The 13,002-nt window shown below is 61.8% G+C and carries 11 protein-coding genes and 1 pseudogene; 2 read left to right on the top strand and 10 right to left on the bottom strand.

The features are described 5' to 3' along the window. The 4 genes from SxD43FB_RS15775 to SxD43FB_RS15760 are packed head-to-tail and all read right to left on the bottom strand — an operon-like array spanning position 1 to position 6,101. Positions 1-1,938 carry an HAD hydrolase family protein gene (locus SxD43FB_RS15775; RefSeq protein ID WP_096063028.1) on the bottom strand — a complete coding sequence of 646 codons (1,938 nt, stop codon included), beginning with the start codon at positions 1,936-1,938 and terminating at the stop codon, positions 1-3. Then, the gene (locus SxD43FB_RS15770) at positions 1,935-3,035 is read right to left on the bottom strand and encodes a hypothetical protein (protein WP_096063027.1); all 1,101 of its coding nucleotides are present in this window, start codon (positions 3,033-3,035) and stop codon (positions 1,935-1,937) included. The genes SxD43FB_RS15775 and SxD43FB_RS15770 overlap by 4 nt, the downstream gene beginning before the upstream one ends. Further along, positions 3,028-4,941, bottom strand: coding sequence for a hypothetical protein (locus tag SxD43FB_RS15765; protein ID WP_096063026.1), 1,914 nt, complete (start codon positions 4,939-4,941; stop codon positions 3,028-3,030). Before SxD43FB_RS15765 ends, SxD43FB_RS15770 begins: the two co-directional genes overlap by 8 nt. A gap of 2 nt (positions 4,942-4,943) precedes the next feature. After that, positions 4,944-6,101, bottom strand: coding sequence for a hypothetical protein (locus SxD43FB_RS15760; RefSeq protein WP_096063025.1), 1,158 nt, complete (start codon positions 6,099-6,101; stop codon positions 4,944-4,946). Between the two features lie 401 nt (positions 6,102-6,502). Between SxD43FB_RS15760 and SxD43FB_RS15755 the strand changes: the two genes are divergently transcribed. Further along, positions 6,503-7,045 carry a hypothetical protein gene (locus SxD43FB_RS15755; RefSeq protein ID WP_096063024.1) on the top strand — a complete coding sequence of 181 codons (543 nt, stop codon included), beginning with the start codon at positions 6,503-6,505 and terminating at the stop codon, positions 7,043-7,045. A gap of 144 nt (positions 7,046-7,189) precedes the next feature. Here SxD43FB_RS15755 and SxD43FB_RS15750 read toward each other — a convergent pair whose 3' ends face one another. The 5 genes from SxD43FB_RS15750 to SxD43FB_RS15730 form a co-directional block, all read right to left on the bottom strand. Continuing rightward, complete coding sequence (locus SxD43FB_RS15750; RefSeq protein WP_096063023.1) at positions 7,190-8,134, bottom strand: aldo/keto reductase; 945 nt, start codon at positions 8,132-8,134, stop codon at positions 7,190-7,192. Further along, positions 8,134-8,724: an AAA family ATPase gene (locus SxD43FB_RS15745; protein WP_096063022.1), complete on the bottom strand. Its 591-nt coding sequence runs from the start codon at positions 8,722-8,724 to the stop codon at positions 8,134-8,136. Before SxD43FB_RS15745 ends, SxD43FB_RS15750 begins: the two co-directional genes overlap by 1 nt. Further along, entirely contained in the window at positions 8,721-9,302 is a 582-nt protein-coding gene (locus tag SxD43FB_RS15740) for a 3'-5' exonuclease (protein WP_096063021.1), read from the bottom strand. The genes SxD43FB_RS15745 and SxD43FB_RS15740 overlap by 4 nt, the downstream gene beginning before the upstream one ends. Beyond that, positions 9,299-10,435, bottom strand: coding sequence for a radical SAM protein (locus SxD43FB_RS15735; RefSeq protein ID WP_096063020.1), 1,137 nt, complete (start codon positions 10,433-10,435; stop codon positions 9,299-9,301). Before SxD43FB_RS15735 ends, SxD43FB_RS15740 begins: the two co-directional genes overlap by 4 nt. 68 nt (positions 10,436-10,503) lie before the next feature. After that, entirely contained in the window at positions 10,504-11,652 is a 1,149-nt protein-coding gene (locus SxD43FB_RS15730; protein WP_096063019.1) for a DUF3800 domain-containing protein, read from the bottom strand. Positions 11,653-11,947: 295 nt separating this feature from the next. On the opposite strand from SxD43FB_RS15730, the pseudogene SxD43FB_RS25940 reads away from it, so the two are divergent. Next, positions 11,948-12,199: pseudogene (locus tag SxD43FB_RS25940) on the top strand (IS110 family transposase); the annotation flags it as partial. Positions 12,200-12,309: 110 nt separating this feature from the next. On the opposite strand, the gene SxD43FB_RS15720 reads toward SxD43FB_RS25940, so the two are convergent. Next, the coding region (locus tag SxD43FB_RS15720) for a tyrosine-type recombinase/integrase (RefSeq protein WP_096063018.1) at positions 12,310-13,002 on the bottom strand (693 nt) is incomplete at its 5' end.

Below are 13,002 nucleotides of genomic sequence, written 5' to 3'. Positions count from 1 at the left end.
TCATCTGTCGAGACCGAGCGATCCGAAATCGACGCGAATCCTTCCGACGTCCGATGGTAACAGAGCTCGCAGGATGGTGAGAAGTGCCTCTGGACCTACTGAGCCTGCACCGAACAGAGACCAGCAACCGTTCGCCGCGCCGCACACGTCCCCGACGCTGATGCCGTAGGGATGGGAGAGAAGCGCGTGATCATTCCCCGGTCTAGATCCGCTGTCCCCGAAGCAGAGTATTTCCAAGCCGACGGGCAGCTCGGCCTTAATCGCTTGGACGACGGAAAGCTTGCTCGATGCCGCCGGAACAATGTCGTAGCTGTGGCCCGATCCCATGATGCGGACCAGGCCGGCCGCGAACGGCGCGCAGCCTTCGAAGTCGACGGGGAAGCGGTAGGGATAGCGCAGCTTGTCCATGTCGACGGTGATCTGCACCTCTCGGTGCTTGAAGCTGTGGCAAAGAAAGAGATCGCTTCGCTCATTGAGCCAGGCTGCGGTCTCGGTGATTGCCGAGTCCGCCGGTGCGCGATCCTCGTCGACGTCGACATCCGCCGTGCGGAGATGACCGCCGTTGTAGTAGCCGATCGGGATCGACGGCAGCATGTCGGCGGGCAGGATCTTCCTCAGTTCTTCCCCCGCCGAACCGCCGCGGCCCGTCGCGAACCCGATCCTGAGGCCGGCCTTGTGCAGTCTGATCAATTCGTCGGCGATCTCCTTGTCGGGCGCGGAGTAGCGGCCGGCGGTCGTCACGATCGTTCCGTCGTAATCGAAGACAGCACCGCCGATGTCCGCCTCGGCCAGCGCCCGCAGGCGCTCCCGACCGATCAGGTGGAGAGGATCGTCCGCGGGATCGTGGGAGTCGGATTTCGCGATGGCCGCCCGCTTGTGCCGCACATTCGGAGGCAGGGCCTGGGCGAGATCGGCTAGCGAGTGGTCGTCGTATATCGCGCGGCCGAATTCGCCGATGCCCGGCTTCCCGGGGTCTATCCCCAGAATGGTCCCCATCGCTTCTATGATGCCGAGCCCGTCGATCATCGCGAGCGCGTTGTCGAGGCGGCCGCACGACCGCTGATCGACTGCATGCCGGCGAAGCGAAGGCGGAAGGAGATCGTTGATCGCCTTCCAAGTCGCTCGGGTGTCCGTACCCGTCAGCGCGAAGACCAGCGTCTCATCCTGCCGGTGGTGGAGCCAGCCATGGCGACCATGCGCCAGGTTGCGGAAGTCCGTTGTCTGGACATGGCACAGCGAGGCCTCCCAAATCGACGTGTCGAGCAGCACGGACAGAGGCCTCAGGTGGGAATCGCCAGCAATGACGACGGTGTCGCTCCGCCGCAGCGACGAAAGACGCGCAGCGATCGACGCCCGATGAGCGGGATCTCGCATCTCCGTGAGACGGGAGGCGAGCGAACCAAGCAGGTGGGCGGCACCTCGAGGGTCTCGGGATGCCCCGTCGCAGGCGAGGAGCAGCGCGACGACCGAGGACATGAGCGAATGGGTCGCGAGGTAGCCGTCTTTCGGGTCGGCGACCGGCACGATGTGGACGGTGCCGCCTCCGCCCTCGACGATGCGTACCGCCGATCCGTCGGTGTTGCGGGTTACGAGATAAACCTTCCGCGCCTTACGGTCGAAGACGGCTTGCGACGCTGCGGCGGCGTCCGGATTGTCGCCGCTGGCGCTGAACAGCCAGACATCGGTCTCGGAGAGGTCGTGGTAATCGGTCACCAGCTGCATTGGCGTTTGCACGGTCGTCGGGCCAAGACCGAGGGTGTCGCGGCAGCGCGCAAGATATTCGGCTGCGATCGCCGAGCCGCCGGATCCAATTGAGAGGGAGTGGCGGCGGGCACCGTCCGCGAGTGAGACGGCGAGCGGCCCGGCATCGTATGCCAGGAACAGGTCGAGCGTAGTGGGAAGGGCGTCGAGCTTCGCGGTGAGGACGGGCGTCGTCATTCCGTCGGCGCCGGTTCGTCGTAGCTCGCGTAGAGCGGGCCGGACAGGATTAGGTGCACGGTCATGTCCGGCGCTTCGTGGGGTCCGATCACGGTATCGTCGAATAGGTAGGTTTCGGTTTCGAGATACTGCACCGCCATGTCATGCTCGATCGCGGCCATAAGGGCGCCGGCAGCGAGCACTTTGCTCCCCACCGGCGACAGGACCATTCGTGGTTCGTAGGTCCCCTTCATCGTCCGGTCGAAGCGGGTCTTCAGGGTCGAAAGTGTCCGATAGCAATCGAGCGGGTTCCGCTCTGAAGCATAGACGACATCGCGTGGATCGACCTCCCACTCGTCGACGAGCTCCGTGCGGTATTCGGCGAGGAGATCGTCGGCGCGACGTGGGTTCCGGGCCGGGAATGGGAGGAGGGGACAGATCTTGTACCGTGACGGGATCGCTGCGCCGATCTGGGTCAGCGCCAGCGCGCGTCCGCGGGCCAGCTGGGGGATCCAGACCTGGGCGAGCCCGTGGGTGTCGTCCTCGATCGGCGGCGAGAAGCCCTTCACCGATCCCGCCCGGCTCGATGGGATGCTCGATATCCTGTCATCCATCTCGGGATTGGAGACGATCATCAGATGGAAGGCGCGATTAGCAGCACTTTCGCAATCTTCGAGCAGCATCCTCGCGGCCGGGAAGCCAACCCCGATGGAGAGCGCGCTCAGATCGAGGATCACGTCGGTCACCACGTCGGCGACGGGGTGCTCGTTCAGACGCGCTACGATGCGGGAGCCGCCAACCGGCGCCCCATCTTCAGCAAAGACTTCGATGCTGATGACGTCGGAGTTGGGGACGATACCCTTTAGGGTCGCCTCGTTCTCGTTCGCCTGCTCAATGAGCGCCTCGGACGCGCCTGGACGCTCTTCGCGGACGTAGATCGCAGACAGTCGGGTTCCGAGCGTGTCCGCAAGCATCTGCGAGATGCGGCGCGATCGGGGGTCGAACCCGGCCGCAGCGACGAGCAGGACATTACGCGACGAGTCCGCGAAATAGTCGGCGACGAAGTCATCGACTGCAGCGTCGAAATTCGTGATGCAGTTTTCCCAGTGCTTACGCATCGATCAGCCCCGATACCTTGCGTAGGTAGTCGATTTTCTGCGGAAGGAAGCCGCCCCGATTGAAGGTGAGCCCGTAGACGAGCCCAACCGTGCCGGTGAGTTCGATCAGTGCCCAGAGCTTGCTGCCCTGCCCATAGTTCCGTTCAATTGTGATGGCGCCGTGCGCTATCGCGTATTTTAGGACCGAGCCGAGCTCGTCGTCGAACGACATCGCCTCCATGTCCTCCTCAAGGATAGCGATCGCATTTGCACCCGCACCGAGGGGGGCGTTGGGCAGCAGGGATTCGGCCCTGCAGTCGGCTCCGATGGCATCGACCATCTGACGGACCCGCTTAGCGTGCGGGAAGGCCCAAGAGTCCATGATCGACTTAGCTTTTTCCAGCAGAATCGACTGCTGATCCTTGGCAGGCAGCGCTAAGGGATTATTCCGGATCGCCCTAGTTTCGATATTGGCAACGAGTTCCCCCGCGAACTGTAGAAACACCTCTGCGTTCTCGTTGCTCGCGTCGCAGATCTCGTCGACACCGTAGTGCAGGGGGCGATTATATTCGTGGTGTAGATGGACGCGGGCGCCGTGCGCGACGTCTGCGTCGGCCTTTAGCGGCGTCTTGGGGTCGGGATCGATCTCTTCGAATAGCGAGGGCGTCGAGCGGGCGATGCGGACGGCGTAGCGATGCATCAGGATGCGCTTCATCGCCATTGCGACCTCGGGCCCGTCATCGTAGGACTTCGTGCGCCTGATGAAGTCGTCGACGATGTCGTCGATCTCCTTGCGGCGTTTCGGGCCGATCTTGAGCTTCTCTTGGTCCCTGCCGACCCTGCTTTCGAGATCCTTCAACTGGCCAGTGCTCAGCTTCGGAGGTTCACTGGGGACGAGCCGGTCGATGTCGGTGGCATTGCGGTTCCGGAGCCCTTCGACCATCGGCAGGTACCGCTTCGCCATATCCCGCGCCATGGTTCGGAACTGCTTTTTCGACGCGTCCTTTTTCTCGTCGCCCTGCATGCGGATGTCGACGAAGTCGCGGCCCTGCGCACGGTTGTGGGTCGGCTGATCGCCGTGGGAACGCATCACCGTTCCCGGGCTGAGGGCGTCCAGCCGCATCATCATCCAGCGTCCGAATTTCATCTCCCGGTGGGACAGCATGCCGAACATGGCTTCCAACTGCTCGTGATGGAGGGCGTGGACGTCATCGAGCATGACGAGCGGGCTCATCTCGATCGTTTCGCCGTTCCAGTCGATGCGGATCCGGCTGATGGCGTCGAAGGGCGCGTAGGGCGCTGTGGCGTCGATCGGCAGGCTCTCGAGCTTCGGAGCCCTGAGCCCGGCACCGACCTTATAGATCGCCCGCTGGACGGCGAGCGCACGATCCCGGATGCCGGCCGCGGAGAGGCCACCGATCTGCTCGAGATGGGCCTCATGGTCGGCGCGGGGAATGAATTCGATCGCGTCGATCCCGCGCGTCCGGTTCGCCGTAAGATTGCGAATGAGCCCGAGCATCGCGCGGGCCTGCACTAGCCAGAAGGCGAGCTTCGTCTTGACAATCGGCTCGTAGGGCAGTTCCCAGAAGTCCCGGTATTCCGATTCCATCGGCACGCGGACGGCGGCGACGTTCGGCTTTCCATCCTTGAGGAATCCCGCCTGTGCTAGCGCGTCCGCGAGCGTGCGGTTAGTTGGGTTTGTCTCGTCCTTAAGGATCATCTCCACCATGCGGAACTCGGCGAGCGTTGCGAGCATCGTCTTACCGCTGCCGGGTGCGCCGATGATGCGGACGGGCACCTCGAACATGTCGTCCTTGTTTCGGCTGGTAGCCAGGAAGGTAGTGAGCGGGGCCGGACTGACGATCGACAGGAAGGACTCGTCCTCGCGGACGTATTCAGTGGCGCGACGGAGGAAGGGGTTGGCCATGGTCAGCCGTGCCTGTCGCGACGGAAGAAGAGCGGCTGCATGGCAACCCCGAACTGGCCTTCGGTCTCGGCCCAGAGGAGCGGGATCGCGTTGTTCGGTGTGTTGTGCTCGAGGACCAGCGGCAAGGCGCAATCCGCATAGCCGTACTTCATGTCGATCAACCCCGCCTCCTTTCCGTGCTTCTCGAGTCTCTTGGACAGATAGTCGTCGTAGTAGCGACCGCATAGATCGACGATCGGACCGTCTGTCGGATACGTGAGGGTCACGGCCCGAGTTTCCGTGTCGATCTTGGCGAGCCTAAGATTGCCCGGCAGTAGCATGCCTTCCGTTATGATCGTCGTGCCGAAGCTCTTGTTCGGGAGCTTCTCATTTGCCTCGGCTACGCGCTCATCGAGAGCGTCGTGCGCCTGCTTGGTCGATACGTAGTGATGAATGTGGAGCGTGTATCCGTCCGCGAGAGGAAAATCGTCTGCGGTGAGCCGCGCCTTGGCGTCCTGCACGATCCTCTCGAACTTGTGGAGCTTGCCCTTCGGCTTGCCGTCCGGGAACCGGATAAAGGTCGTGCCCGATGCCGTGAAGTCGTCGATGAGGTAGACGTCGTCGAAGCGGGCGTCGGGGCCCTGCTCTTCCTTCAAATCACCGGCCAGGCTTTTCCACTTCTCGTCGTCGACGTTCATCATCGGAATAACCTGCTCCTGTGACAGGCGGCCCGCGTTCGCGCGGCGAAGGACGTCGATGCGGCTGCCGTCGCTCAGACCGACGAAGAGGCACCGGCGCAGACGGCGTATAAAGGCTTTCGTTCCGTCGGCCGACTGCCACACCTGATACGGCTTGATGCCGAGCTCGGCGGCGACCGACCGCCGGAGATAGGGGGTGACGATCTCGGGGATGAAGGTTTCGATCACCCGCTGCATCTCGAGCGTGGAGATGTAGACCAGTCGTTCCTTGACGAAGGCGTACGCGGCAGGTCGATCGGCCTTGTCGAAGTGCCGGAGCCAAGAGACGAGACTCTCCAGGAAGCGGACACCGGCGCGAAAATCGGAATAACCGTCGTATTTCATAGCGGAGATGAGCCGTAGCCACCCATATTCCCTAGTGGCTACCTCATTATCCCAATCCATGACGTCTGCGACGAGGTTCAGGGCGAGCGTGTTGATCATCGTGGGTCAGGATTCCCAGGGAAGGCGGGCGGGCAAATCGAACAGGCAGCTATGTCCGGCGGGGCAGTTGAGGTCATCCCGCAGCATAGGCTGGTCCGCTGGGAAGCGCCAACGCATTCGGATCGACATTGGACCGGCTGACCACCCTTATTCTACGTACTCACACATTGATACGGTCGAGCTTTTTGGATGTGACGAGATCAGGAACGGCGTGTTCTATACCACTCTATGCTTGTGCGAATTGAAAGCTATTTTACGAGAAGGGCGCCTCAGCGTCTGCGCCGAGCAGCGGTGAACTTAAGGGGCCTCGTTACACCAGAATTAGAAGTTTGAATGAGCGTCCTGTTTTGGGGAATGCGTCGCGATGGCTGGCAACTACCTTCGCGCTTGAAGCCCTGGCCATGAACGGCCGGCCTGACCGGATACGCTTCCTCAACGCCACCAGCTGGTTCGAGGCGATCCCTGACATCTACATGACTTCCGGTAGCGCCATCCCCAGAACGGATCTGGATGAAGCAGCCGGGTCGGCAGCAGCCATTCTTGCTGGGCAAGGGCATTCGGATCTCGGTCAGCGGGTCAGAGGTTTGATCGGGAACTTCAACACGCCGTCTCTCGGGGTGCGTCTGCAAGCTGCCTTGGCATGGCTCCGGGTGCGGTATGGCTTGGCCATACTGCCATCGAACGCCGAGGAGACATGTCGCCTCATTCCGACAATTCGCGGCAGCTACGCGCACGGGGATGACCCGCTGCTCGGGCGCCATGCTGGCTCAGTCCTGGAAGCGGCTCTCCTGACCGAAGCGGTATGCCATCTTCTGATGCTCGCTGGCTTGGGCTTCGATCTGTGCCCGGACCTCGGCACGGATCACGTGCTGACGGACAACTTGACGCGGCTGAAGCGGCTGGCGCTCGCACGGGCCGCGGCAAACACTTCTGCCTCGGCGTAGACCGGTGCCGAAAGGCCTACCTTCATGGCAGGTGGACTGCTGATGCTCGCGAACGCAGAACTCGCCGACGATGTAGCATCATCATCTGGTCGGCATAGCCTGGACGTGGTCGAAGCCACGTCAGCCCAAAGCTACCAAGCCGCTTCAGTCTGAAACGTGCTGGGCGAGCCTGTCCTCGATCATAGGGGCATGAACGGCGGTAAAGCCATCGGCGTCATCAAAAATCGCTGAGACGTGGTCCGGGGATCGACAGCCGGGAATAGCTATGACATTGGCGCCCTGTGCAAGAGCCCAGGCCAGCGCCCGGCGGGCGGAAGCCTGGGTCCCAGCTTCGATGTCGTCGCCAGAACTACCGTTGTGGCAGCGCCTGTTCATGGAGAGTTGCGCGAAGGCCGGCATGGATGTCCTGAGATCGTCCGGCCGTGACGGCTTAGAGCCTGTCAGGATGCCTCGTCCCAATGGGGAGAAGGCCATGAAGCAGGCTCCCCGCGCAGCCGAGGCGGCAACCTCCGCTCCCTTGGGACCGGTCGCCAGGGAAAGCTCGTTCTGCACAGCGCCGAGGGCGCACCCCATCGGCCGCCTTGCGATCAGGTCGGCGGAAACACCTGAAATCCCGAACTCGCCCACCTTGCCTGCGGAGATCAAATCGTCGACGCAGGCCTGAACGTCGTCGTCAGGCGTATCGGGATCGGTGCGGTGCTGGATCAACAGGTCGATGCGATCGCGCCTCAGGCGCGTGAGCGAGGCTTCGACTGACTGCCTGATCTGCGCGGGCCGACTGTCGCGATAGAGACTGCCCCCAGCATCAGCATAGAGGCCGAATTTGGTGACGATGGTCGCATTGGGGCGGCCGCCCAGCACGTCGCCGAGCAACGTCTCGTTTGCGCCATTGCCATACAGCGGGGCGGTGTCGAAAAGTGACACGCCATGATCCAGGGCTGCGATGATCGTCGCGATGGCTTGCTCACGGCCAACGGAGCCATAGATCCCGGTCAGCGCCATGCAACCGAGGCCGATGCGGCGCTCACCCGCCAGCCCGATCGCCCGGTGTTCGGCGATCTTGGCGGGCACGATCTGCTCGAGGTCCATCAAGAGGCTTCGCGGTCGTAATCTTCGAACGCGACGATGGCGAGCGCCAGGGCTGCATCCGCGCCGCCATGGCAAAGAAGGTGGCGGTCGGGCATGAACCTGTCGACCACACGAGTCACCTCCTCGGCGGCCCGCGCGCGGAAAAGCGCATCCCCGTCACGCCCCGCGCCGAGTTCGATCGATGGATCGAGGACCGTCAGGAATGCGAGGTCGTATTCAGGCGCCCAGGCTTCGCAGATCCGTTCCAGAGCCTCTTCGCGGGCAGGGGCAATCGACCTACTGGTGTGCCGCAGTGCGGCCAGTAGGTATCCGAGAGCGTCGGCGATGGGACGGTCCACGAGGATGACCTCTGCCGCGAGGGTGGCCTCAGCCTCCAGTTCGATGGCCCTCGCCATCAGCCACGCCGTGCTTTCGAAGGTGTGGTCGGCAAGGATCGGGAAGCCTTTGTCCTTGGCGTTGACCGCGCTATCGTGGACGTAGGTCACGGCAAGCCCGCGCTGCTCGAACAGCGCCTTCAGCCGTGTGAGGAAGGTCGTCTTGCCGGTGGAGTGGGTTCCTGCGACCGCGATGCGGAATGGTGGCCGCCTCACAGGAGCGAGCCCTGGGCGCTTCCCAGAATGTCCGCATCGGCAAGGATCGACCGTCGGTCATGCTCTGTCTGGTCGCGCAGCATGTGGTCCAGAAGCAGAGCTGACAATACCGCGTCGAAGGGGGCGGAGTGGGCCTTCCCGCCGGCGATCTTCCCTGCCTCGGGGCTCAGGCCCAACTTGGATCCGAGATGCTCCAGACCATGCTTCTCCTCGGCGGGGAGAAGGCGCCGCGCGATCTTCAACGTGTCATAGGCAGCGGCGGGCCCCCACCCTTCAAGCGCCTGGCTGAGGATGTCGACCTCGACCTTGACGTTATGGCCGACGATGGGCTTGTCCTCGAGCCACAGCAGTACGTCATCGACGACGTCCTCGAGTTCGGGCGCATCGGCCACGTCCTCGTCCCAGATCCCGTGGATGCGGGACGCGATGGGGGAGATGCCGTTCTTTGGCCTGAAGCGCCAATGCTTGATGCGCCCAGTCAGAGTCAGCCTCTCCATCTCGGCGATCGCCAGCTCGACGATCTCAGGGGGTGACTTGCCGCTACCTTCGACATCGACGGCCCACATTATCTCGCTCAATTCCAGCCCTCCTCGGCGCGGCCGTGGCGTTCCGGCAGATGCGGCTGAGCGCAATCATGCACTTGGAAGCCCAGCGAATGCTGGATAAAGTAGCGCTGCTGCTCGGTGCTGTCTTCAACAATCACCTTTCCCGTAGCGATTTCAATTCGCCCCGGGTCGAGGCCCACTGCCTTTGCGAGCGATGACAGCAGCGCACGCGATGGCTCATGGTGACCCGCAGCGCATAGTCTGATCTGACCTGCAGGGCAGATGTCGCATATCTCGCGGATGCCGTAATGGCCGTTGTAGTCGGTCTCCCCATAGGCGTAGGCGATGCCGCAGGAGGTCTTGCGGAAGATCGGCGCGCCGGAGTAGCGGCGCAGGACGTGCTGTTCGACCTCGCGCGGGAGGATTTTGCGCCTGGGCACGTCGGCATAGAGATCCTCGATGCCGGCCGAGCGGAAGTGCGCGCGGATCTGCTCACGGTGGAACAGGCCTGTAAAGACGGTGGCGTCGGCCAGTCGCGACAGCGCGCTCGCCCTGTCGATGCATTCGTCGGTGTCGTTGACGCCCGCTATGATGGGGCGCCAGTAGAGTAACCTCTTCGTCCGGTTAGCATGTTCGGCCAGCACCTCGAGCGACTTTGCTGCGATCATGCTGTCAACCGGTTCGAGGCGGGGGTCCGCGATGCCAGACCAGGTCACCAGAACCGTGACCTTTAGATGCCGCAGGCGTTCGAGGCGCTCGACATCCTCAGGCATGACCTTCCAGCGGGTGATGACGAGAACGTGATTTCTGAGGCCGTGCCCATCGAGCAATTCAAGGGAATGCAGCATATGCTGCTTCACCAGAGGCAGAAACGGATCGGTCGCGCGATTGAATATCTGAACAGGGGTAACGTGGGGAACGAACGCCCAATGCGCGATCAACGCAGCCACGGCCTGTTCATCGTCCATCACAAGGTGAGGGCGCTTCATCTCGAAGTTGTCGAACAAGTGGCGCACGCAGTAGCCGCAATCGAGCGGGCACCCGACGACGTGGTTCAGGCTGAGGCCGGATTTCCGGTATTCCACGACATTGCCAAGGCTGGTCGGCAGATCAGCGGGTGCCCTTCTGAGATGCTTTTCACGTTCAAGATCGCCGACCGCTTCCATCACAGCTTCCTCCCCAGCACGATGCTCATTCCGCCCAAAGAGGGAATATTTCTATTCTAAATAGATGATTATGAATAATTTGCTCGCGGGGTTATGCCGAGAAGGCGGACCAGGCTCTCCGGGGCCACGATGTTCACCCCTGTTCCCCGCTCGCGCACACCAGCAGTCACAAGGCGGCTGAAAATGGACATCCTGCTAGCATCCATCGCTATTTCGCCCCAGACGGCGTCCTGGATGTATCTTGCCACAAAACCGGCCAGGACATCGGCGATCTGGATGCCGATGGAATCGTGGGAGCTCAGGAACTCCAACTGCGCGGATGCACAGAACTCGAAATCCGCAGTCTTGAGCGCAGTTATCACATCCTCGTTGGTAAAGGCCTCCATCACTATCTTGTTCTGAAGCAGTATGTCGCCGAACTGCAGCTGCTCGTCATGGAACAGCGTCACGCCCGACACCTGCTTTTCTAGGAAGCGGTTGATCCGAGCATAGATGTGGGTGAAGGACGTTAGGTTCGGCAGGACCCAGAGGAGCTTGCCCTTGGGTGAGGTGTCCGGAATGGGCAGCGCGCGCTCCACCGCCCTTGCTTTGGGGAGCTTCCGAAAATCCTTGAGGCTGTCGCGGGTGAAGCGGACGAAGGCATCGGCCACACCTTCGGTGGGAAGCCGGCATGTCTGGGCCCAGCGGATGATCTGCTTGTAGAAGTCGCGGACCTCCACGTAGTCCCGGCTCTGACAGCAGGCGATGAAGGCTTGGGCCAACTCAGGTGGCCCGTGGATCGCCATATGATCCGCCATCACCCCCTTCATCCATAATGTGCGTGGCTGAACGTCGCACACCCCGACATAGGGTACGACGATCCGATCCATGATGTTCGCGATGACGAAATAATGCTTGTCGACGGCCTCGATGAAGATCGGGCAACCGCGCTCATCGAGCATATCAAGGAGGGCGGAAACGAATTGTGGACGTTCATAGGCCTGTTTAGACTTCACTTCCGCAGACTGGATGCGATGGGCCGCCTTGAGGGCCTCAAACCGGTCCTTGAACGGCTGGTTCAGATCGCAGCCCACGGCGGCAAGCGTGAACATGCGCTGCTCCTTACCGTAAGTTTCGATCTTGGCCGTGGTCAGGTCGCCGGTGTTCCCACTCTCATCGATGTAATAGGTGGCAGGACGAGAGGTGGACCAATCCGATTGTGCTGCAGTTTGATCCATATCGCAGAATCCCTTTCACCCCTCGTCATATAGTCGCACGATCGCGGAGGTGTGTCGCCCCGGAGATCGTGGCCCACAACGTGGTGTAGGTTCGCTGGCGTTGTCACAGCGACCTCCGGCTAAGCCGGATTGATCATGCTGCCATGGCTGGCAACGTGATGATGGGATTATCGCTTAATCCTGAGACGCTCTCAAGTGTCATGTAGCGGCAGCGTTGGACGGCCCATTTGATGGCATGGACCACCCCCATGCAAACGATCATATTAGGTGGTGCCATTAAAGTGGAGGAAGCGCGATGTCAGTTGTTACGATTGGCCTTGATCTGGCCAAAACGGTTTTCCAAGTTCACGGTGTAGATGAGGACGGCTTAACCGTGCTTCGCCGAAAGCTCTCTCGGGCCGATATGGCGGCCTTCTTCAAAAAGCAGCCGCCGTGCCTAGTCGGAATGGAAGCGTGTTCTAGCGCGCATCACTGGGCGCGCTTGCTTGTGGAGATCGGCCACACGGTCAAGCTCATTCCACCTCAGTACGTTAAGCCGTACGTCAAATTATGCTCACCTAACCATAACTTCACTAATCACGAGGTTCCCATAATGCGGAGGAACGCGGCCTGATTGGCGGATTTCTGCCGATTTCATCCATGTTCCTCCGCATTATTTCAGAGTGTGTCGAGCCAGGCGAGCACGCTTGCATCGCGCTTCCAAGATGGCTGGCCGCCGGATGTTGTTGGAACGGCGACCTTCTCCAAGGCTTTCCGCTTCGTTTCGAGATTGGCCCTGGCATAGTGATTGGTCGTGTCGAGGCTCACATGGCCGAGCCAGCTTCGGATGACCGTAACGTCGACGCCCGCCGAGATGAGGTGCACGGCGGTGGCGTGCCGGAAGGCGTGTGGCGTCACATGCTTGGCACGCAGCGTTGGCGTTGTTTCGGCGGCGATCCTCACGTAGGCGGCAAGCTTGAACCGGACCCCCGAGGCACTGAGCGGCTTACCATAGCGGTTGACGAACAGCCGCTGGTCCGGTGCCCGTGGCTGCCGCTCGAGCAGCTTGCGCAGCAGCAGGACCGTTTCCGGCCAAAGCGGGCAGATGCGTTCCTTGCGGCCCTTGCCGGTCAGGTGCACGCAGTTCGGGCTTTCGAACCGGATCGCTTCGGGGCACAGATCAAGCGCTTCCTGTATTCGTGCGCCGCTGTTGTAAAGGAACGAGAGCAGTGCATGATCGCGCATACCCTCAACGGTCGAACGGTCTGGCTGAGCGAGGATCGCTGTTACTTCTGCCGGATCCAGATAGCTCGGTTCCGACGCCGGAGCGCGCTTGATCGGGATGTGGAGGATTTCGACGCATTGCGCGAT

The sequence above is a fragment of the Sphingobium sp. D43FB genome (genome assembly GCF_002312805.1).
Classification (GTDB): Bacteria; Pseudomonadota; Alphaproteobacteria; order Sphingomonadales; family Sphingomonadaceae; genus Sphingobium.
Note: the sequence above shows the minus strand (reverse complement) of the source record. Positions and strands in the feature narration are given on the sequence as shown.

What these genes read in the sequence shown, in the direction of transcription:
- SxD43FB_RS15770 (WP_096063027.1), bottom strand. Translation starts at nt 3,035, where the DNA reads ATGCGTAAGCACTGGGAAAACTGCATCACGAATTTCGACGCTGCAGTC.
- SxD43FB_RS15735 (WP_096063020.1), bottom strand. Translation starts at nt 10,435, where the DNA reads ATGGAAGCGGTCGGCGATCTTGAACGTGAAAAGCATCTCAGAAGGGCA.
- SxD43FB_RS15760 (WP_096063025.1), bottom strand. Translation starts at nt 6,101, where the DNA reads ATGATCAACACGCTCGCCCTGAACCTCGTCGCAGACGTCATGGATTGG.
- SxD43FB_RS15755 (WP_096063024.1), top strand. Translation starts at nt 6,503, where the DNA reads ATGAACGGCCGGCCTGACCGGATACGCTTCCTCAACGCCACCAGCTGG.
- SxD43FB_RS15775 (WP_096063028.1), bottom strand. Translation starts at nt 1,938, where the DNA reads ATGACGACGCCCGTCCTCACCGCGAAGCTCGACGCCCTTCCCACTACG.
- SxD43FB_RS15730 (WP_096063019.1), bottom strand. Translation starts at nt 11,652, where the DNA reads ATGGATCAAACTGCAGCACAATCGGATTGGTCCACCTCTCGTCCTGCC.
- SxD43FB_RS15765 (WP_096063026.1), bottom strand. Translation starts at nt 4,941, where the DNA reads ATGGCCAACCCCTTCCTCCGTCGCGCCACTGAATACGTCCGCGAGGAC.
- SxD43FB_RS15750 (WP_096063023.1), bottom strand. Translation starts at nt 8,134, where the DNA reads ATGGACCTCGAGCAGATCGTGCCCGCCAAGATCGCCGAACACCGGGCG.